Origin of the sequence: Vibrio cionasavignyae (genome assembly GCF_050337155.1) — a bacterium.
GTDB lineage: Bacteria > Pseudomonadota > Gammaproteobacteria > Enterobacterales > Vibrionaceae > Vibrio > Vibrio nomapromontoriensis.
In genome coordinates, this window is sequence record NZ_JAKJSR010000021.1 from 32,735 (window position 1) to 53,364 (window position 20,630).

Genomic DNA, 20,630 nt, shown 5'->3' on the forward strand with positions numbered 1-20,630 from the left:
TTTTTCTTCTATGACGCTCTTTCAGCCTCAGCAATTTTGACTTTCCACGTATCTGGTCCGATCTGGTGAGCATTTGCACCCGTCGAATCAACCGCTACCGTAACCGGCATATCCTCAACTTCAAATTCATAAATGGCTTCCATACCGAGATCTTCAAAAGCCACAACACGCGCTTTCTTAATAGCTTTAGCCACCAAATAAGCCGCCCCACCGACCGCCATCAAGTACACGGCTTTGTGCGCTTTAATGGACTGAACCGTTGCAGGCCCTCGCTCCGCTTTACCAATCATACCCATGATGCCAGTTTCATTGAGCATCATATCGGTAAACTTATCCATTCGCGTCGATGTTGTCGGTCCCGCAGGGCCAACGGCTTCATCACCTACCGCGTCAACAGGGCCAACGTAATAAATAAATTTGCCTTTAAAGTCCACACCAGCAGGTAAGCCTTCACCACTTTCTAACATTCCTTGAATACGCTTATGTGCGGCATCACGACCCGTCAGAATTTTCCCAGAAAGCAGAACCGTCTCCCCTGTCTTCCATTCTTGGACGTCTTCTTGGGTGACTTCATCTAAGTTAACGCGACGCGTATTTGCGCCCGCTTCCCAAGTAATATCAGGCCACTCTTCCAGTTTCGGTGGTGTTAGTTCAGCAGGACCACTTCCATCAAGAGTAAAATGAACATGACGCGTTGCTGCACAGTTAGGAATAAGACAAACGGGTTTAGATGCCGCATGCGTCGGCGCGGTTTTGATCTTAACATCAACAACTGTCGTCAATCCGCCCAGACCTTGCGCACCAATGCCAAGCTTATTCACACGGTTAAAAATATCGAGACGAAGTTCTTCTTCAGCGTTCTCGGCACCTTTATCAATAAGGTCTTGAATGTCGATGTGCTCCATCAACGATTCTTTGGCTAGTACCGCGGCTTTCTCGGCAGTACCACCAATACCTATTCCGAGCATACCCGGTGGACACCAACCTGCGCCCATTGTCGGCAGCGTCTTCTCTACCCACTCAGCGACATCATCCGATGGGTTTAGCATTACCATTTTCGTTTTATTCTCGGAACCGCCGCCTTTCGCCGCAATCTGAATTTCAACTTTATCACCCGGCACCATATTTATGTGTACTACTGCGGGTGTGTTGTCTTTAGTATTAATTCGCTTACCCGCAGGATCTGCGAGAACTGAAGCGCGCAACGGGTTATCTGGATTCGTATAAGCTTGTCGCACCCCTTCATCGACCATCTGTTGAACAGTAAGATCCGACTCCCATTGGACATTCATACCAATGTTAACAAAACACGTCACAATACCCGTATCTTGGCAAATTGGTCGATGGCCTTCCGCAGACATTCGAGAGTTAATCAAAATCTGTGCAATCGCATCTTTTGCCGCTTGGCTCTCTTCTTTTTGATACGCTTTGTCCAGCGCTTGAACAAAATCGAGAGGGTGATAGTACGAGATGTACTGCAATGCATCAGCGACGCTACTGATTACGTCTTCTTTACGAATAATCGCCATTGAATACCTCTTTATTCTAATTGCTTCCTATAGGACGGACTTCTAGTGCGCGATTTCCTTGTTGGTAACCAGGCTAAACCCCAATAAATTCAAGGATAATTGTCCGACTTTTTATTGTGAAATTATGATACTCTTGCTTTCCTCTATGCGCCATGTGTGCGACAACGTTTCTGTCACAATTTACACAAATGAATACAAAACAAGTACAACCTATTCAATTCCTTGACGTTCCTTATCAAGAAGATCTTGCGAAGCACTACTTTGCTAAGATTGAATCTCAGCCTTGGTCTATGTTACTCAAATCTTCATCATTGACCCATGAAAACGGCCGATTTGATATTCTCGTCAGCAATCCAATCGCCACATTAGTGACTCACGGTTTAACCACCACGTTAACACATGGCACAGTGGCACACGCTGGCACCGTAAGACAGGAAACATCTAGTACTCACAGTCAACAAGACCCTTTTGTATTAGTTGACAAGGCAATCCAAGATCATATCGGTCATATTGAATACCAGTCAAAATGGCCATTTCTAGGCGGGGCGCTAGGCTACTTTGCCTATGACCTAGGGCGACGAGTTGAAAACCTTCCCGAGTTATCGCTTCATGATATTCATGCGCCCGATATGGCGGTAGGCATTTATGAGTGGGCTCTGATTGTCGATCATCAAGACAAAGAAGCAGCGATCATTGGCCGTAACGTCAACGACCATTTTCAATGGCTGCAAGCGCAGCAGCCCGCATCAGTGGAGCCGTTTGTGCGAACGTCAGATTGGCAGACCAATATGTGCCAAGTGGATTACTCCACAAAGTTTTCCGCGGTTCAGCAGTACCTTCAAGCCGGAGACTGCTACCAGATTAACCTCGCCCAACGCTGGCAAGCCGACTACCAAGGTAATGAGTGGCACGCTTTTCTACAACTAGACCAGCAAAACAAAGCCCCTTTCAGCGCGTTTATTCGTCTAGAGGACATTGCAGTATTGAGTGTTTCACCAGAACGATTCCTTCTGGTCAATGACAAGCAAATTGAAACCAAACCAATCAAAGGGACGCGTCCACGTAGCCTTAATCCACAACTAGACCAAGCGAATGCCATTGAACTGGCGAGTGCGGAAAAAGATCAAGCAGAAAACTTGATGATCGTGGACTTGCTGCGTAATGATATTGGTCGCGTCGCCCAACCTGGTAGCGTTAAAGTACCCAAGCTGTTTGCCATAGAGAGCTTCCCTGCCGTTCATCACTTGGTGAGCACAATTACTGCTACGCTAGATGACAAATTCAACGCCATTGACCTATTAAGAGCGAGCTTTCCCGGGGGGTCAATTACCGGTGCGCCTAAAATTCGGGCGATGGAAATAATTGAAGAATTGGAACCTCACCGTCGGCATATATACTGCGGCAGTATTGGCTATATCAGCGCTCATGGCGTGATGGATACGAGTATTACCATTAGAACGTTAGCCGCTTATAACGGTAAACTTCATGCTTGGGCGGGTGGTGGTATTGTCGCCGATAGCCAATGCGAAGCCGAGTATCAAGAAACCTTTGATAAGCTCGCTAAAATTCTGCCTATTTTGTAGCCGACGAAATTAATTTAAACTAGGTTGTTCTAGACTAAGTTGTTCTAAACTAGTTTTTCTAAATAAGGTTAAGCCAAGTTTGAGCTCCATTTCGTCAGCGTTTTCACGAGGTCCTTTGCGGTGTAGGGTTTGGACAAAATATCGTCCATACCCACATCAAAACAGGTCTGTCGTTCTTCTCGGGTAGTACCCGCGGTCAATGCAACAATAGGTTTTTGATAGTGTTTTGAACGCAATATTCGCGTTGCTTCAAACCCATCCATAACTGGCATCCGGCAGTCCATAAAGATAAGGTCGTACTGTTGCTCCTTTACGTAGTCAAGCGCTTCAACGCCATTGACTGCAACGTCAGGGGAAATGTCAAATTTACTTAACATCTTAGTGATGATGACCTGATTAAGCTTAATATCATCAACGACCAGTACTTTCATGGTAGATAAATCAACGGGCGCTGCCGCACTGTTTTCCGACCTTTTCGAATGTGTTTCCGTCGCCTCAACCTTTAATGGCAAGCTAACGTTAAAGACAGTTCCAACACCTAACTCACTATGAAGTGAGATACTGCCACCCATTAATTCGACTAAGCGCTTGCAAATCGCCAAACCTAACCCAGTGCCTTCATAATTTCTTGAACTTGACCGGTCAGCTTGAGTAAATGGCTGAAATAGCTTTTTTTGCGCGGCTTCACTAATACCAATGCCAGTATCAGCAACACGGAATACGTAATTCCCTTTCTCTTCCTCAATGCTCAAACGCACTTGTCCGCGATCAGTAAACTTGACAGCATTGCCCAATAAATTGACCAGTACTTGAGTCATACGTTCTTGATCGGCACAAATGATTTTGTCATCTAAGCATTGTGCGTCGATACTAAACTTCAGTTGTTTCTCGGCCGTTTTATGTTCAAAGATGCTTTGCAACATTGTATTGATACTATGCCAACGAAACTCTGAATCAATGAGCTCTAACATCCCCGCATTAATCTTACTGAAATCGAGGAGATCATTAATAATCGTTCGCAGCATTAACCCAGATTGACTTAAATTTTGATGAAGGTCTCGTTGAGAATCTGTCAGCGCGGTATCGGCTAATAGCTCCACACTACCTAACAACCCATTAAGTGGCGTTCTAAGCTCATGGTTGATCATTGCTAAAAACTCTCGAGTTGCCCGCTCAGATGCTTCTGCACGCTCTTTTGATTCAACTAAACGAAGGTTAATCAAATTTCGATAAATTGAACTAGAAAGTAGTTCTCCAACCAACGACATTTGGCTATGAACAAAGCCCATATCGACTGAGGATTGCGACACAAGCAGGTTAATTGACCCTATTTTCTTTTGTTCGATCTCAATGGGGATACTTGCGTTAATGTTCGCATCCCCTTCAGGTATGACTTTAGGAGTACCAGAAACATAGGCGCTTAACTTTAGCGACGGTAAAATGCCGGGGGTTAATGTTATAGAGCATTTTATACTCTCAGATATTTCATCAAGTTGCCCTACCACATCAAGCAGTAACACGTCGTCGATATTGGTTCGTAAAAACAACCGACCAAAATAAATTAATATTTTTTCAACACGCTGTTGTATCTCCAAGCGTTTGAAGCTCGCTTCCGAGCGCTGCTCGACTTGCTTAAGCGCTACCTCAAGTTTTTGATTCGCATGAAACAATTCAAGACTTTTTTCTTCTAATAACTTCTCGGCTGCCTGACGGGCGGCCTTCTCGCGTTTTAGTTTTCTTTCGATTGCTGCTTGGCTAGGCATAACATATACGCCTTAAACTAAGGTCAAATGAAACCGAACCACACTGTTGTCGTCTGTTTGTGGCGCCATATTGACCTCGATTTTCTCTCCAAAATGATTCGCACACCCTTCGATTAAGCCCAAACAAACATGCGACATACAACGTGCACTCTCATAATCCATGACCATTTCTGATTCGTTTTCGCTAACAAAGTGGAACTTGGGTGGCTGAGCATCGGCATACAGCTTTTTTACTTCAACATGAATATAATTTTCTACATGGCGAATAAATTGAAACGTAGAGTTACTGTTATTGATCCCTGCATTATCCGGTAATGAGCGCAACAAAGCATTAAAGACCGTTTGTCCGAAAACTTGTTGTAGTGTGGCAGGATCGATATTGGTTTTTTTACTGAGATTAACAATCAATTTGACCAAGTCTCGATGGTCATAGCTACCGACTGAGGTATATACCCCCTCATCTCCTGACATTTCAAGAACCTCGTCCAGAACATCTAGGCCAAATTTCTCTTCGACTAACTCCATAAATTCAGTAAAAATAATTCCCTTCATCTACGTTCTCCTTGCCTACAATAGAAATAAGTCGTTTATCTTTCTTTGTTATAAAAGTAATAGAAGATTATCACCATAAATCAATACTTGTGGTACCAATAGCATGGCTAAAACCGTGTCACTATTAAATTGTAATGGAAGAAAAACCTACGGTTCCATCATCAAAACTAAGTGTTAAATTCAACATCATTTGCTCTTTAGACTCAGCAGTCCACAACGAACACAGATTAAGGTCATTTGCGGTAATAAAAGCTTGTCGGCAGCTCACACCAACATGCTGTATGCGTTTACGAGTCCTCTGGCTAACTAATTGTTCAATTTCGCGTCGACTCACCTGCCAATGATTGTCTGTTTTATTTGTTACACAATTTTCATAAACCAGATTGGGCATAAAAATCAATTCAAACGATGATAAGCCCGCAGTACCACAAGAATCGTCTGGGTATATTGATACTTTCTCTATCCCTCGACTATTATCAGACGTTGTCAGCCGCAATAAGTGACTACTTTGTCTCTTCATTGCTACCATATCGGAATAATCAAACTGAATAGTGCTTATTGTGCCAGCGATATCAGGTTGAGAAATGACGTGCAGAAGATCTGACTGATTCAGCTCTATCGCACACCACTTCATTTTTTCCTTCTGCGCGAGCCTATTGTCCCAGGCATCCCTTAACGGCTTCACAACGCCTAAACCGACCACGGCAACCGCGTCTGAAATATTGTAAAAAAGCAGCTCTTTATGCTTATCACCTAAACTTCCGTAATCTATATCAAAAGAGCCATTGGGCTTCGGTGAGTAAATTGCTTGCGTGGCGGTCGAATACAACGCATCGACAAGCAAAATCGGACTGGATAATTGGCCGGTGTTCTCCAGCAATTGCTGCTGTTCAAACGTATACTGGTTAGATAGTGAGGATGACAAAAACCACTGTGGAATAACGCTAGAAAACAATGCACCATCGATCATTAGTGTCTGCTTTCTAGCGGTCTGCTGTGTTACATCAAGCACGGTTACGTCTAAAGAACAACGCTGCGGCCTGCTGCTCTGCGGATTTTCTTGGAAGACAACGCAATACTGGTCAGTTTGCTTAACGACATAACCTAAAGAGTTTGTCGATATAGAAATAATACGCAAAACATTGTTAGCTGAGGGTACTATTCCTAACGCATCGGTAAGCTGCTGTTTAGAAATAAATACTGAATTATCACTTAATATTGAATAAGAAAAGGTGGGGCGCTGTGCATGGGTACGACTAAATTGTTCAGGAATAGTGATATTTGTCTGATGACTGAGACGGCACTTAACTCTTATTGGTATGCCCTCCACCATACAGCGTAGATAAACGCTGCCATTAAAGCTCGCCGAAGGAATAAAGCCGTAAATTCCGCAACCGAAATCCTTAACTACGCCATCTAAATTATCGCTCAATACTAACTCTGGAGACAATCCATTTAACGCAGGGCATTGAGCACAAAGATAAGTGTCTGAAAAAATCAATAAGCCACACGCGAGTTTAGCCACGGGGCTGAAAACCGTTGTGTTAAGTGACTGAGGAGGTGATGCGTGTCTATTCATATCAGCACATCGCCTCCTCTGTCGGCCGTGCGAGTAACTTCGCCACCTGCTGCGGTGTCATTGGTCGATAAAACAAGTAGCCTTGAATATAATCAATACCAATATTTTTTAGAACTTCCAGTTCAGCCTCTGTCTCTACCCCCTCGGCAACAACCTTAATGTCTAAGTCATGTGAAAGCTGCCCTAACATTTTAACAGCAAAGTACTTTTGTTTGGTATTTTGAATATTTGAAATGAATTTTTTATCAATTTTCAACTCATCAAAATCAAAATCACTAAAATATGAAAATGACGCATTCCCTGTTCCAAAGTCATCGACAGCAATTTTCACCCCTGAAGAGCGAATAGTTTCAATCAAAGTCGCGTTTTTACTATTATTGGTAAAATAGGACGTCTCTGTAATTTCAATCGTGACATGATCATTACTAATCAACGACGAATTGATTAAATCAAAAAGGTCATGAAGATGATCAGAGTACTCACCTGATTCTGCAAGTGAGCAATTTAGTGAGATCGACAACGGTTCTGTTCTTGCCACTTGTATCTGTAACATTTCAGTAATCGCTCGTTCAGCCACGATCAAATCAAGCTCAGAGATAAGCTTCAGGTCTTCGGCTAAATGAATGAGCTCCTGAACAGAATATTCTATTCCTTCGAATCTAAAACGGCATAAGGCTTCCAATTTAGCCACTTTGCCTGTGGCCAAGTCGACAATTGGTTGAAAGTAGACATCTATTTCCTTATTTTGGATTGCGCTGATTAACAAGCGTTCCAAGTTTTTTCTTCTAATGTTTGCTTTAACGAGTGCTTCATCATAAAAGTTAACATTACTCGCTCCCACATCATGAACATACATAGCTTGCAGTGACTGAGAAATGACTTCGTCAACGCTAAATTCATTCCCTCCATACAAAGCAACACCAATTTTCCCTTCAGAGATATCATTAATTAAATGATCTTCTAGATAAGCTCTTAGACCTGCAAGAAATTGTCCGACGCTGGTGTTTATCGTCTGTAAGCTTTGCCCATCGGTGCTTCTGATTCGAATCAGCACTAGAAACGTATTGTTGCCTAAATACCCAAAGCTCTCTTTATTATAAAAATCGCTCAATGCGAGCAACACTTTATTGCGTGACGCTTCTTCAAGGCCTGAATAAAAGTTTGGCTGAAAAGCCAACACGACAAATTTTTCTGCTCGCAATGACAAGCTCTGCGCTTTTTTACGAAAAGAAGCCTCATCCAGTACACGCTTGGCGATATCACGACCTTCACTTGATGGTGCGCTGATAAATCGAAGGTCAAAGTCAGTGCGAAAGGTATAAATATACAAACTCTGAGAGTTCGCTAATTGAACTTGTCGTACATTCACCATCTCTAGCATTGTTTTATTTTCTTTGGATCGCGTAGCCATCGCACCTTGCCATTTATCACTGCAAGTAATTGCGCGTTTAAACGCCTCTAGATGTGCGCGATTTTGATGAAATAAGCTGATATCGGTTATGTTGTGTCCCAACATTGTAATAGCGGACACCGAATGCTGCTGGCACAGCGTTTCATTAACAAAAATAACGTCATGGTGATGATTGGTGATCATCACCCCCCCCATTCGTTCATCTAACAGCTGATCAATAAGGGTGAGTACGCTGATATAATCAATCGTTTTTGAAAGTACGGTAGCGCAGCCCTTAACCTTGCCATCCAGTACTAAATAGACTTCAAACTTGATGATCAATACTTGACCTTCCGAAGTTTGTAGCGATACCGATAAGGCCTCCGGCTTACCGCTAAACTCCACATTTCGCACCAAACGAAGCAGTTGGTTAATGGTTTCTAGTGGCGGCGTTTGTACATAGTCGTTAGCTCCGTCATGTGGATGTGATAGCAACTTCTGCCAGAAATCCGCCGTCGATATGACATAAGCCATATCGGATAACACCTCAGTCCAGAATATTTTCTCTCTAGCCTTTGTAGTCGATACCATGACGTCTCTCTCATAAATTCACAACACATATGATGTGGTCTATATACGATATTGCATGCAGTTGAATAAGCCTATTTTCAAACTAGGAAAAATGTACCAATAATCAAGCCCCCTTATTCCAATCGTTCTATATTCTCTCCTTCGACTGGCTGCATTCCAATATTTGCACCTTATTGAACTATGTGAACTTCGTCCCGTTCTGTTAACTTAATTCAACTTTATCAATAACAACCTTGAATCAAGGAAAAACACTCCTAGTTTAGTGTTATCCCAAACTGAACGAGAACATATAATGAGTTACATTTATGTATCTGATATATATGACGATCATTATGTTTCCCCCCCTCCATCAAGGACTTTAAGTAGAAGAGAGGTTCCGGAAGAGGAAATTGAAATTCGGGATATCTTAGTATGCTGGTATGAGACTGGATTTGTGCCCCTTCAGCACTCAATGCAGTTGCAAACAACGTTCCTTGATAGCAAAACAACATTTGAGCGTCTGACACGTACACTAAATACATTAGTGAAATACAAAGCGTACTTTTTTGCGGTAAAGCGCGTCATTTCAATGTGGGATCGCGATTCACTTGAATGCCGCTACCTTACCTACTTGCTCAATAAACACTCACAAGGTTCAGCAATAATCGACCGTAATATTCAACTGTGACACTTATTTGTCGCTTTTGTGAGAGCGAGCACTAATAACAACAATATCAATAGAAGCCTTAATGATGGCATGTTAGTATTACATTAAAAGGTCAACCGTATGATTTTTATGTATAAATTCGTTACAGACAAGCTAGACACTCAGTATACTCAACTCCCTCCTACTGATCGTGAGTTGAATCATGCAGACATACCACTTGAAGAAATTGAGATGAGAGAAATGCTGTCTGCATGGTATGACAGTGCTTATCAGCCTTTGATCAACGTAAACAGTAAAGGGGGCAATAACCAAAGCGAAAGCGCTCGCTTGACGAAACTAGAGAACACCTTGCTGACAGTACTAAAAAATAGAGTCTATCAAGCGGCTTTCCAACGTATCTTGACGACGATGAAACCGTCTACAAGTAAGGAGCGACTGCTAAGACTGCTATCCAATTCAAAAGGAAATTACTCAGTACAGTAGCAAAGCCCGAAAGCTATCATGCTTTGTCTTAGTTGATCGCTAGTTAATCCAACCATCAAACTTAAGTTTATTTTGGAGCTTAGCAACACCTTCTTGCTGCAATTGTCGCACTCGCTCTTTCGATAAACCATATTTCTCACCTAGCGCATCTAACGTAAGTGTTTCTTTACCAAACAATCCAAAGCGGTGAATGACTATGTCTTTATACTTCTCTGGTAATGTCATGATAACTTGCTCGAGATTATTAAGTAACTTTTCGTCATAGCAAACCTCATAAGGCTCAGGTATTGCCTCTGAACGACAGTTATCCAGTGACAAATACGCTTTATCGATCGTATCCACCGAAGAGCTGGATTCGATAAAACCACTCATGTGGATCAACTCACTAATATGATTTTGCGACTTATCCGCTTGAACAGCAATTTCTTTAACAGAGGGGGCACGCTTTAAATCAGCACTCATTTGATTCGTTTGCTTAGACAGGCGATTAATTTCTTTGATAACATGAACAGGCAATCGAACCGTTCTCCCCGTATTCATCAAAGAAGATTCAATGCTTTCTCGGATCCACCACACAGCGTAGGTACTAAAGCGAAACCCTTTATCTGGGTCAAACTTGTCTACCGCTTTCATTAATCCTAGGTTGCCTTCTTCAATGAGATCTAAGATTGTATGATTGCTCAACCCCCGCTTGGTGTACCCTCTTGCTATTTTCACGACAAGTCTTAAGTTAGATTCAATCAACACGTCTCGTGCAGATTTCTCGCCTCTTCGCGCCAATGTTGCATAATGAAATTCCTGCTCAGGTGTGAGCAAATCAATACCCACAACATCGCTAATGTACCTAGAGTAAAAGTCGATACTTTTTTCGTTATAGTCCTTACCTGTATTTTTTGGACTTGAACCTTCTATCCGTGTACCCATAACATGCTCCTTTTTGCATCTAGGCATCAATTCCAATGATTAAAATTGTTAATTATTTGTAAGAAATGCCGCACAGATAAGCATAGGCAGGTTTAATCAAAGCATCAAAGTTTAATACCAAAGATCAAGTCAATTAGTAGAAAATTTAGTAGTAAAGTACTAGATAATGACACTGAAAAACTAACGAGTTTAGATAATGTAGCGTTTTTATAAGTTAAGACAGTTTCTATTTTCATTTTCTCAATAGCTGTACTATTTTGTACTGTATGAATTTGAAAAATAAACGTAAACCAGATTTGAGTACCCTTACCCAATCGTAGAAGGACCTTAGAATGATTGATTTCGAAGTATTACGTAGCTATATGGATAATGACGAAGACATCATCGCAGCCGTGTTTATGGCCTTTATGGAAGAACATGAAAATGGCGCAGAAACAGTACAGCATCTCTATCAGACTCAAAACTGGAGTGAGCTATTTATCACTGCACACTCTTTAAAAGGTATTCTCGCCAGTTTCGGTGAAACTAAGGCAGTAGACAAACTTGAAGCCATTGAAGGGACGACTCGCAATAATGAGTCTCCTAATGCCGATGACATTAATTTTGTGGTTGCAGAGATGCAGGTGATAAAAAATCAAATTAATGATTATTTAGCTTCGGTAGCGTAAGGCACAATGACACGACTCGAATTCCTACAACGCTTTCAGCTTCATCAGTTATCGGACTATCACCCAGAGTCTAAACAACGCTCAGCTCATATTCAGCACTTGTCACTTCGATCCGCAAGTGTGCTTATTGGTTTGGTCGAGCGGCAAGGGCGGCTACAGGTCATTTTGACAAAAAGAGCCGCTCACCTTAAGCACCACCCCGGACAAATTAGCTTCCCCGGAGGAAAAGTAGAGCCCAGTGATGCCAATGTTCACTTCACCGCGTTAAGAGAAGCCAAAGAAGAAGTCGGAATTTTACATAACGAAGTCGAAATCGTAGGTGATTTACCTGAGCTTCTCACTATTACTCGTTTCCAAATCACACCAGTTATTGCATTTATTGATCCGAACTACCAACCTAAACTTGACAGAAATGAAGTGGATTATCTGTTTGAAGTGCCATTGGAGTTTCTGGCCAAGACGAGCAACATGACGACGCACCGCTTCAATATTAAAGGTGAAAAACATCGCGTATTGGCGATTCCATACCAATCCCACTTCATATGGGGCGTCACCGCACAAATTATTCAAAGTTTGCAAACTCAACTCCTGCAACACTAACGCTACCCACCGACACAACTAACACACTTCCTTGCAACAAAAAGTAATCGTTTACATCACTTCGGATTAGTTATTCTAATAACAGACATAGGTAAACTAATCTGTAGCACACAAAAAACGTGAGCCAATTAACGAATTAATCAGTACAATGAATAGACCCAACCAAACCATGACCTAGATCTAATTTTTACACGCAAAAACGTTGCAAACTCCTCCCGACTTATTTCCTGTTCCCAAAATGAGTAAAACTTAATGACTACTTCAACTTCTACGGCTACAAGCCGCACTTCAACTAAGTGGAATTATAAAGATTTCACTTGGGCTCTATCACTTTTCGGTACTGCAGTTGGTGCCGGTGTACTATTCTTACCAATTAAAGCGGGTGCTGGTGGCTTTTGGCCATTAGTTATCTTAGCGCTAATTGCAGCTCCAATGACTTGGTTCGCGCACAAAAGCTTAGCGCGTTTTGTACTTTCAGCTAAAAACCCTGATGCAGATATTACTGATACGGTAGAAGAACACTTCGGTAAAACTGGCGCAAACCTTATCACCTTCGCTTACTTTTTCGCCATCTACCCTATCGTTCTAATCTACGGTGTGGGTATCACTAACACAGTAGACTCATTCCTAGTAAACCAAATGGGTATGGAATCTATCCCGCGCTGGTTGCTGTCTGGTTGCTTAATCGCAGCAATGACATGTGGTGTGGTATTTGGTAAAGAGCTGATGCTAAAAGCAACGTCAGTGATGGTATACCCACTGGTTGCTATCCTACTTGCTCTTTCACTTTACCTAATCCCTGATTGGAATACTTCAATGGTTAGCGTTAGTCCAGACTGGGGCTCAATGCCAGCAGTTATCTGGCTTGCAATCCCTATCATTGTATTCTCATTCAACCACAGCCCTATTATCAGCCAGTTCTCTAAAGAACAACGTCGTGTCTATGGTGAAGATGCCGTTAAGAAAACAGACATGATTACTGGTGGTGCAGCGACAATGCTAATGGGCTTTGTTATGTTCTTCGTATTCTCTGTTGTATTGTCTCTTTCACCAGAGCAACTTGCGACAGCACAAGAGCAAAACATCAGCGTGCTATCATACTTAGCGAACGTTCATGAATCTCCTCTGATTTCTTACCTTGGTCCAATCGTTGCTTTTGCTGCAATTACATCAAGCTACTTTGGTCACTTCCTAGGTGCTCATGAAGGTTTGGTAGGCTTAGGTAAATCTCGCTCTGCTATGCCAGTTAAGAAACTTGAAAAAGCATCTTTGCTATTCATCGTTATCACAACTTGGATTGTTTCTATCATCAACCCAAGCATCCTTGGCATGATTGAAACAATGGGCGCACCAATGATTGCGGCTATCCTGTTCCTAATGCCTGTGTTTGCAATGCGTAAAGTACCAGCAATGGCTAAGTTGAAAACCTCTGCTCCTGTACAAATTTTTACAGCAGTTTGTGGTATTGCGGCAATTACTTCTGTAATCTACGGCGCTTTTTAATTGACTCCATCAATTAAAAAAACAAACAACCTATAACAATAAGATAAGCCTCCTCACTCGAGGGGGCTTTGCTAGAGGTAAATCAGTATGATCAGTGTTTTCGATATCTATAAAATTGGTGTTGGTCCTTCAAGCTCTCACACTGTGGGTCCAATGAAGGCTGGTAAAGAGTTTATTGATGACTTACGTTCAATGGGCAAACTACGCGACATCACCAAAATTACCGTAGATGTTTATGGATCACTATCACTGACAGGGAAAGGTCACCACACAGATATCGCGATTATTATGGGCTTAGCTGGTAACTCACCTGAAAAGGTAGATATCGACTCGATTCCAAATTTTATTGCGCGCGTAGAAGAAACTGAACGTCTTCCAGTTGGCATGCACTGCCATACTGTGTCATTTCCACGCGATGGCGGAATGAACTTCCACTCTTCAAACTTATCACTCCACGAAAATGGCATGCAAATTCATGCTTGGATAGATGAAGAAGTGGCTTACTCAAAAACATACTACTCGATTGGCGGTGGTTTCATTGTCGACGAAGAACACTTCGGCAAAGAAGAAACATCAGCAATCAAAGCGCCGTACGAATTTAACACCGCTGAAGAGCTGGTGAATCAATGTAAAGAGCATGGCTTATCTATCAGTACGCTTGTCATGGCAAATGAACATGCTATGTATTCTGATGACGAGGTTCGTACCTACTTTGCTAACATTTGGAAAACCATGCGTGAGTGTATGGAGCGCGGTATGAATACCGAAGGTATTTTACCGGGTCCATTGCGAGTACCTCGTCGCGCATCTGCATTACGTCAGCAGTTAATCACCTCTGAAAAAACAACGACCGATCCAATGGCTGTTGTAGACTGGGTGAACATGTACGCATTTGCAGTAAACGAAGAAAATGCAGCTGGTGGTCGTGTAGTGACCGCTCCAACCAATGGTGCTTGTGGCATCATCCCAGCAGTACTTGCTTACTACGATAAGTTCATCCAAACCGTGACAGAGAAAGACTACATTCGCTACTTTGCTGCTTCTGGCGCGGTAGGTGGTCTTTATAAGCAAAACGCTTCTATTTCTGGCGCTGAGGTTGGCTGTCAGGGTGAAGTGGGAGTGGCTTGCTCTATGGCAGCTGCGGGTCTTGCAGAACTGATGGGTGGAAGTCCAGAGCAAGTATGTATGGCTGCAGAAATCGCGATGGAACACAACCTAGGGCTAACTTGTGACCCTGTTGCTGGTCAAGTGCAGGTACCATGTATTGAGCGTAACGGCATTGCTGCGGTTAAAGCGATTAACTCAACTCGCATGGCACTTCGTCGTGCCTCTGCACCACGTGTCTCTTTGGACAAAGTGATTGAGACGATGCTTGAAACCGGGAAAGACATGAATGCTAAGTACCGTGAAACCTCTCAAGGTGGGCTAGCAATCAAAGTTGTGTGCTAAATCAAGCAACCGATAAGCAAAAACAAAAAAACCGAAGCATTCGCTTCGGTTTTTTCAAATTAATAGCAGCTCTATTCGTTTATAATGCTTTAAGAAGGCGTGTTTACTACTCTCCTTCCCTACCATTTAACACCACTATTTCTAAGTGTTACTCGCCTATATAGTTACTCGCCTATATAAATACAGCCAGCAGTACATGTTTCTTTAATTTCTACTTTACTTAGTAATGGCAAGCTTGGCTTAAGTTGTTGCCAAATCCACTTTGCTAGCACTTCACTTGTTGGGTTCTCTAACCCTTCAATATCGTTCAAATAGTAGTGATCAAGGCGGTTATAGATTGGCTTGAATGCCGCTTTTATTTCAGAAAAATCAATCACCCAACCTGTATGTGGATCAACTTCACCTTCAACATAGAGACGCACCAAAAAAGAGTGCCCATGCAAACGTCCACACTTATGCCCTTCCGGCACATGTGGAAGATGGTGAGCAGCTTCAAACATGAACTCTTTATACAACTCAGTTTTCATAGGGTATCTCTGGTAAAAAATGACACGCAATCCTACTGAAAACCGAGCGGTATCTCAAGTTATACCGTAAAGAATACCTTTGAGAAAAAGCCAATAGTAATAAAGGTAGAGACGGCTGAACTCACCAATAGTGCTGGCATCCTTACCGTCGGAAACCGCTCGAGCAACATAAATATCGCTAAGTAGGTCGGATAAAGACCAAACAAGTACCTTGGCATTGCGTTCACACCCGATGAGAGAGGAATAAGCAAATTAATGAGCATAAACGTCGCTTCCGCATAGCGCTTCTTAAAGAACAGATATGCATTAAGTGCTAGCCCAATAAGAGACACAACAACCAAGTAAAGTTTAGCGCCGCCAGTTTCCACACCATAAATAAGCCACTCAACCGGATGACTAAACACCCTTCCCCAAGCAACTTGAATATGACCAAACGCTAAGGCATCTCCCATATGGAAATGAAGAAAAACCATATAGGTAAAGAACCCCAATGGGATTAACCAAATCGCAGCAATGACAGACAGAGCATTGTTTTTTAACCGTATAAAACTGGATACGCCATACGCCTGCACACCAAAAATCAGAACCGAGAAAACCAACATAACACCTAAATTACGAGTCACTGCCGCCACCAACCCAAGCAGCCCAACAAGCCACCAATTTTTCCGATAGCACGCAATAAAAACACCACAGATAAGTGCGATATACAGCGGCTCAGAGTAACCCGCAAGAGCATATACGGTATAAGGCGAGAAACACATCAACCAAATAGCTGTGTCTTGAATGTCCTTACTAAATGACTGTTGCTTAAGCGCCATAATAAACACAGCAATACTGGCGACAAATGTGAGGTTAGACATCACTATCAAGGCAAGATTCGTATCACCAACGAGCAACGACATCCATTTACCTAAATAAGGGGATACTGGCATGAAGGCCCAGTTCGCGGCATTACCACCCTTCATATAACTTGGGATGAGTGCATACCCATCATCGGCGATTCTTTGGAACCACAGGCAATCGAAACGACAAATTTGCTGCCAAACATCCATATTTGTCATTGATTCTGGGTTATATGCGTGAGCGCCAATTAACCCCAAACTATAGAACACGGTGCGGCTGACAATAACGGCAAGAAGTATCGTCAACCATTGTTGCTTAGAAATAGTGAGAGAAGGTTGTTCATATTGCATCGGATTAACTCGCCTTTCTAGCTGGGTGGTTTAAGATTTCTTGTGATTTTTCCTGCTTTCCATATCGACCGTAAACCCCTTCTACAAGGTATATAGGCCGCTGCTTTAACTCCCTGTACATACGGCTAATATAACCACCAATAATTCCCAATGAGATGAGTTGAATGCCACCTAGAAAAAGAACGACACTAATAGTGGACGCATAGCCTGGCGTTTTGACATCAAAAAATGTCGCACCAATGACAATCTTCAACATAAATAAAAAAGCAAGACAAGAAATCGCGCAACCAACAAACCCCCAAATTCTTAAAGGCCATGCGGTAAAGCTAAATATCCCATCGACAGCAAAATTCCACAGTTTCCAATAGTTGAATTTAGTTTCACCTGCATGCCGCTCCGGGCGTTGAAATGTCACTCCTGTCGAGCGAAAGGCCGACCACGCCATCAGCCCTTTCATAAAACGGTTACGCTCTGGTAGTTGACGAAGTGCATCTATCACGACGCGATCGATTAATCGGAAGTCCCCTGCATTTTCAGGTATTTTAGTATCCGAAGTTACCCAATTGAAAAATCGATAAAAGCCGCCCGCAGTTAGTCGCTTAAACCATGTATCTTTGGAGCGATCAACTCTAACGCCATAAATGGTATCCCACTGCTTGGTTTGCCATAACTCAACAAACTCCAGAATCAGCTCTGGTGGGTCTTGCAAGTCAACATCCATAATGACGCAAGCATCGCCTTTAACATAGTCAAGTCCCGCTGTCATCGCCGCTTCTTTGCCGAAGTTACGAGCTAGATTCACTAAGCTTACTTGGGGATCTGAGGCCATTACCGACTCAATAACCTGCTTGGTATTATCACTGCTACCATCGTTGACAAAAACGACGTCAAGGTTGGCTTTTATTGGATCCAGCACCTCGTCAAGAGCTTGTATAAATGGGGTAATAGACGCTTCTTCGTTATACACAGGAACCAATATTGATAAGATGAAATCGTTGTTGCACTTCATGAGGTTAACTCCTGTATCGCAATCTGTTTAATAGTTAAGCTCGCTGGTGTTTCAATTTCCCAATGCTGAAGCTTAGGGCTAATGGCACCAGCCGGGATAAGCGCTTCTAACATTTCAAAACCCATTGGCATTAATTTTACTTTGTTGCCATTTCCCAACGACAAATAAACCGGCTCAGTAATGGATTTAGATAAGGAAAGCTGCACTCGTACTGGCCCTTTAGGAACCTGAGAAAAATTGAAAAACAAGCCTCCAGAATGAACCAAAACCCTCGCCCCCTCACTCGCGGTCTTAGCCCAGCCAGCCCGACTAAAGTACGGAGAGTTGTCACTGGCAGTCACGACTCCAGAACTAGGCCAAAGCAATTCTGTATTTGCTTTGGCCCAGTAATGCGTTTTTTTATCGATATAATAGACTTGATAAGCGACGGTGACGTTAGGGTGGGCGGCAAGATACAGCGTCCACAGATAAAAGGACGATAAAGTGACAAGCATTAAGAGCGTCAGTGGCCGAAAAAAACGTTGGATCAACGATTTCTTAACATCCACAGTTTGTAGTTCAAAAGATAAAGAAGGCATGAGCAAATACATTTAGTTACATATACCCTCGTTTTACTCTTGTGCCAGCCACCCCCTGTCAATGCACGGTCAGAAGCAGATTAAGATTCCATGAATGCCAAATACCACCAATTAACCCATCAAAGAGGTGAATTATTCCTTTTAGTCGAGTATTCAATAACTAACGAACTTTCAATAATAGATTGCTTCAATTCTCAGAAATGATACAAGTTGCAACAAAAACCATGAGCTTTACGAGGTTTTATGCATCTATAACCTTCCCCACCCATTGAAATTAACTTACCATTCACTCCGTCAGCCCAACCTTTTAACAAAAACAATTATGCGACTTACAATAACTAATAAACTACTTATCGCGCTTATATTGGTATTTGGCACTGTTGTGATTACCTCAACAACCTATCAATATAACCAGCAACGCGAGCTCATTTATTCCGTACTCGGTGAACAACTCCATGACAAAGCGGGTAACTACTTTGATAGCCTGAACATGATGATGCTCACCGGTACCATGGCTCAAAAGGAAACACTTAGAAATAAAGCGCTCGCACAAGAGAATATAGAAACCGTGCGTGTACTACGTGGCGACGCAGTAAGCAAACTCTACGGCGCAGGGCTAGCCAACCAAGTCCCTATCGATGATATAGATAAACGTGCATTACTTGGTGAAACCGTATTAGAACCCTTCAAAGCAGAATGGGGGAATGGATTAGTTGTCGCCCTGCCAATGAAAGCCAGTGCGGATTATCGAGGTACTAACTGTATAACCTGCCATATGACAGAAGAAGGGGAGGTACTTGGTGCGATTCGAATTGAATACAACTTAAATCAAGTGAACGGTTTAATTAATAAGCGTACGGCTATTGCCGTTGCTATCATGGCCGCAATTGCCTTTATTGGTTACCTATGTACTATTTTTATTGCTCGCCGCTTCATCGTTGCACCCGTTCAAACCACATCCCGATTTATGAACAGAGTGAGCGGCAGTAAAGATCTCTCGATCCGTCTATCTCAACACCAAAATGATGAGGTTGGCGATCTCACTAACGATATCAACGCGTTCTTAGATACCGTGTCTGAAAGTTTGAATAAGGTCCAGTCAACGGCAAAGACCGTTAGCGCCAATGCCGACAAGCTGACTGATATAGCCCAAAACAACGAGGAAACCGCCAAAAGACAACTTGATGAAACCGCGGCCGTTGAGAGCAACATGCAACTATTAGAGCAACAGCAAAGCACGGTGAGCGAAGCAACCGAACGAGCCTCCGAACTCATGCAGCAAACTTGCCAACTCACCAAAGCCAGTAGCTCAGAAGCACAAAGCGCCAGCGCTGATATCGAATCTTTAGTCCAAGATATTGGCCAAGTATCAACACACATCTCCGAACTGAACGAGCAAACCGAACAAGTGTCAGCTATTCTCTCTACGATTAAAGGCATTGCAGACCAAACTAACCTGCTCGCCTTAAACGCAGCCATTGAAGCCGCGAGAGCTGGGGAACAAGGTCGCGGGTTTGCCGTTGTTGCCGATGAGGTCCGCTCACTTGCGAGCAGAACAACCGAGGCCACCAGTGATATAGAAGCCATTATTGCCAAATTCCAACAAGGCAGTAGCTTTTCGGTACAAGCCGTGAATAAAGTCTCACAAACTGCCCATCAGCGTGCTGATGAAGTTCAAGCCTTAGCCAGCAAAATGCAGCGAGTTGTCGAACAAATAGAGTCAACAACCGACATTGCGAATCACGTTCAAACTCAGATTCAAGCTAACCGACAAACTAGCGCAAGCGTTGGACAAAAGACCGTGGTTATAACAGAACACGCCAACGAAACCTCTGGAGCCGCGACACAAACTCATCAAATCAGCATGGATTTGCAACAGCTTTCCCATCAATTAGAGACATTACTTAATCAATTTGTATTGAATAGCCACAATAAAGGCTGATTAACCACAATAAAGGTTGAACCAAGAAAATTGACAGGTAATATATCTGTTTGAAAAGAAATTTATACTCCACTCAATATAACGTTCATATTTTAAACAATGAACATTGAGTGGTTTTTTA

The 20,630-nt window shown here is 42.7% G+C and carries 18 protein-coding genes; 8 read left to right on the forward strand and 10 right to left on the reverse strand.

All coding sequences use genetic code 11. The features are described from left to right. Positions 1 to 8 precede the first annotated feature (8 nt). Positions 9 to 1,529 (reverse strand): fumarate hydratase, encoded by a 1,521-nt coding sequence (locus L4D74_RS16870; protein ID WP_428753452.1) that lies wholly within the window; start codon positions 1,527 to 1,529, stop codon positions 9 to 11. A 188-nt stretch (positions 1,530 to 1,717) separates the two neighbouring features. Between L4D74_RS16870 and pabB the strand changes: the two genes are divergently transcribed. Continuing rightward, entirely contained in the window at positions 1,718 to 3,112 is a 1,395-nt protein-coding gene (gene pabB / locus L4D74_RS16875; protein WP_428753454.1) for an aminodeoxychorismate synthase component 1, read from the forward strand. Positions 3,113 to 3,180: 68 nt separating this feature from the next. Here pabB and L4D74_RS16880 read toward each other — a convergent pair whose 3' ends face one another. The 4 genes from L4D74_RS16880 to L4D74_RS16895 all read right to left on the reverse strand — a co-directional run bounded on the left by L4D74_RS16880 (position 3,181) and on the right by L4D74_RS16895 (position 8,987). Continuing rightward, on the reverse strand, positions 3,181 to 4,875 hold the full coding sequence (locus L4D74_RS16880; RefSeq protein WP_428753456.1) for an ATP-binding protein: 1,695 nt from the start codon (positions 4,873 to 4,875) through the stop codon (positions 3,181 to 3,183). A gap of 12 nt (positions 4,876 to 4,887) precedes the next feature. Continuing rightward, on the reverse strand, positions 4,888 to 5,427 hold the full coding sequence (locus L4D74_RS16885; RefSeq protein WP_428753458.1) for a heme NO-binding domain-containing protein: 540 nt from the start codon (positions 5,425 to 5,427) through the stop codon (positions 4,888 to 4,890). Between the two features lie 124 nt (positions 5,428 to 5,551). Next, positions 5,552 to 6,859, reverse strand: a complete 1,308-nt coding sequence (locus L4D74_RS16890) for a hypothetical protein (protein WP_428753459.1) — start codon at positions 6,857 to 6,859, stop codon at positions 5,552 to 5,554. Positions 6,860 to 7,007: 148 nt separating this feature from the next. Next, entirely contained in the window at positions 7,008 to 8,987 is a 1,980-nt protein-coding gene (locus tag L4D74_RS16895; protein ID WP_428753462.1) for an EAL domain-containing protein, read from the reverse strand. Positions 8,988 to 9,279: 292 nt separating this feature from the next. On the opposite strand from L4D74_RS16895, the gene L4D74_RS16900 reads away from it, so the two are divergent. Both L4D74_RS16900 and L4D74_RS16905 read left to right on the forward strand, forming a co-directional pair. Next, positions 9,280 to 9,654, forward strand: a complete 375-nt coding sequence (locus tag L4D74_RS16900; RefSeq protein ID WP_428753463.1) for a hypothetical protein — start codon at positions 9,280 to 9,282, stop codon at positions 9,652 to 9,654. Positions 9,655 to 9,753: 99 nt separating this feature from the next. Further along, the gene (locus L4D74_RS16905; RefSeq protein WP_428753464.1) at positions 9,754 to 10,116 is read left to right on the forward strand and encodes a hypothetical protein; all 363 of its coding nucleotides are present in this window, start codon (positions 9,754 to 9,756) and stop codon (positions 10,114 to 10,116) included. Positions 10,117 to 10,155: 39 nt separating this feature from the next. On the opposite strand, the gene L4D74_RS16910 is transcribed toward L4D74_RS16905, so the two are convergent. Next, positions 10,156 to 11,040 carry a sigma-70 family RNA polymerase sigma factor gene (locus tag L4D74_RS16910; protein ID WP_428753465.1) on the reverse strand — a complete coding sequence of 295 codons (885 nt, stop codon included), beginning with the start codon at positions 11,038 to 11,040 and terminating at the stop codon, positions 10,156 to 10,158. 332 nt (positions 11,041 to 11,372) lie between these two features. Between L4D74_RS16910 and L4D74_RS16915 the strand changes: the two genes are divergently transcribed. From L4D74_RS16915 to L4D74_RS16930, 4 genes are all read left to right on the forward strand, one after another. Then, positions 11,373 to 11,708 carry an Hpt domain-containing protein gene (locus L4D74_RS16915; protein WP_428753467.1) on the forward strand — a complete coding sequence of 112 codons (336 nt, stop codon included), beginning with the start codon at positions 11,373 to 11,375 and terminating at the stop codon, positions 11,706 to 11,708. Between the two features lie 6 nt (positions 11,709 to 11,714). Further along, positions 11,715 to 12,308 (forward strand): CoA pyrophosphatase, encoded by a 594-nt coding sequence (locus L4D74_RS16920; protein WP_428753469.1) that lies wholly within the window; start codon positions 11,715 to 11,717, stop codon positions 12,306 to 12,308. Positions 12,309 to 12,560: 252 nt separating this feature from the next. After that, positions 12,561 to 13,811, forward strand: coding sequence for an aromatic amino acid transport family protein (locus tag L4D74_RS16925; RefSeq protein ID WP_428753470.1), 1,251 nt, complete (start codon positions 12,561 to 12,563; stop codon positions 13,809 to 13,811). Positions 13,812 to 13,898: 87 nt separating this feature from the next. After that, positions 13,899 to 15,260, forward strand: coding sequence for an L-serine ammonia-lyase (locus L4D74_RS16930; protein ID WP_428753472.1), 1,362 nt, complete (start codon positions 13,899 to 13,901; stop codon positions 15,258 to 15,260). 164 nt (positions 15,261 to 15,424) lie between these two features. On the opposite strand, the gene queD is transcribed toward L4D74_RS16930, so the two are convergent. Genes queD through L4D74_RS16950 form a run of 4 tightly spaced genes read right to left on the reverse strand, consistent with a single transcriptional unit; the run spans position 15,425 to position 18,567 of the window. After that, positions 15,425 to 15,787, reverse strand: a complete 363-nt coding sequence (gene queD, locus L4D74_RS16935; RefSeq protein WP_250618141.1) for a 6-carboxytetrahydropterin synthase QueD — start codon at positions 15,785 to 15,787, stop codon at positions 15,425 to 15,427. 59 nt (positions 15,788 to 15,846) lie between these two features. After that, positions 15,847 to 16,980 carry a hypothetical protein gene (locus tag L4D74_RS16940; protein WP_428753474.1) on the reverse strand — a complete coding sequence of 378 codons (1,134 nt, stop codon included), beginning with the start codon at positions 16,978 to 16,980 and terminating at the stop codon, positions 15,847 to 15,849. A 4-nt stretch (positions 16,981 to 16,984) separates the two neighbouring features. Beyond that, positions 16,985 to 17,989, reverse strand: coding sequence for a glycosyltransferase family 2 protein (locus tag L4D74_RS16945; RefSeq protein ID WP_428753475.1), 1,005 nt, complete (start codon positions 17,987 to 17,989; stop codon positions 16,985 to 16,987). Further along, entirely contained in the window at positions 17,986 to 18,567 is a 582-nt protein-coding gene (locus L4D74_RS16950) for a hypothetical protein (protein ID WP_428753477.1), read from the reverse strand. The genes L4D74_RS16945 and L4D74_RS16950 overlap by 4 nt, the downstream gene beginning before the upstream one ends. 322 nt (positions 18,568 to 18,889) lie before the next feature. On the opposite strand from L4D74_RS16950, the gene L4D74_RS16955 reads away from it, so the two are divergent. After that, complete coding sequence (locus tag L4D74_RS16955; RefSeq protein ID WP_428753479.1) at positions 18,890 to 20,509, forward strand: methyl-accepting chemotaxis protein; 1,620 nt, start codon at positions 18,890 to 18,892, stop codon at positions 20,507 to 20,509. Positions 20,510 to 20,630: the final 121 nt, after the last annotated feature.

Bases quoted from the DNA above. Each gene is read 5' to 3' on its own strand.
- L4D74_RS16910 (WP_428753465.1), bottom strand. From the start codon at position 11,040: ATGGGTACACGGATAGAAGGTTCAAGTCCAAAAAATACAGGTAAGGAC.
- L4D74_RS16950 (WP_428753477.1), bottom strand. From the start codon at position 18,567: ATGCCTTCTTTATCTTTTGAACTACAAACTGTGGATGTTAAGAAATCG.
- L4D74_RS16945 (WP_428753475.1), bottom strand. From the start codon at position 17,989: ATGAAGTGCAACAACGATTTCATCTTATCAATATTGGTTCCTGTGTAT.
- queD (WP_250618141.1), bottom strand. From the start codon at position 15,787: ATGAAAACTGAGTTGTATAAAGAGTTCATGTTTGAAGCTGCTCACCAT.
- L4D74_RS16870 (WP_428753452.1), bottom strand. From the start codon at position 1,529: ATGGCGATTATTCGTAAAGAAGACGTAATCAGTAGCGTCGCTGATGCA.
- L4D74_RS16920 (WP_428753469.1), top strand. From the start codon at position 11,715: ATGACACGACTCGAATTCCTACAACGCTTTCAGCTTCATCAGTTATCG.
- L4D74_RS16940 (WP_428753474.1), bottom strand. From the start codon at position 16,980: ATGCAATATGAACAACCTTCTCTCACTATTTCTAAGCAACAATGGTTG.
- L4D74_RS16915 (WP_428753467.1), top strand. From the start codon at position 11,373: ATGATTGATTTCGAAGTATTACGTAGCTATATGGATAATGACGAAGAC.
- L4D74_RS16955 (WP_428753479.1), top strand. From the start codon at position 18,890: ATGCGACTTACAATAACTAATAAACTACTTATCGCGCTTATATTGGTA.
- L4D74_RS16925 (WP_428753470.1), top strand. From the start codon at position 12,561: ATGACTACTTCAACTTCTACGGCTACAAGCCGCACTTCAACTAAGTGG.
- pabB (WP_428753454.1), top strand. From the start codon at position 1,718: ATGAATACAAAACAAGTACAACCTATTCAATTCCTTGACGTTCCTTAT.
- L4D74_RS16880 (WP_428753456.1), bottom strand. From the start codon at position 4,875: ATGCCTAGCCAAGCAGCAATCGAAAGAAAACTAAAACGCGAGAAGGCC.
- L4D74_RS16895 (WP_428753462.1), bottom strand. From the start codon at position 8,987: ATGGTATCGACTACAAAGGCTAGAGAGAAAATATTCTGGACTGAGGTG.
- L4D74_RS16930 (WP_428753472.1), top strand. From the start codon at position 13,899: ATGATCAGTGTTTTCGATATCTATAAAATTGGTGTTGGTCCTTCAAGC.
- L4D74_RS16885 (WP_428753458.1), bottom strand. From the start codon at position 5,427: ATGAAGGGAATTATTTTTACTGAATTTATGGAGTTAGTCGAAGAGAAA.
- L4D74_RS16900 (WP_428753463.1), top strand. From the start codon at position 9,280: ATGAGTTACATTTATGTATCTGATATATATGACGATCATTATGTTTCC.
- L4D74_RS16905 (WP_428753464.1), top strand. From the start codon at position 9,754: ATGATTTTTATGTATAAATTCGTTACAGACAAGCTAGACACTCAGTAT.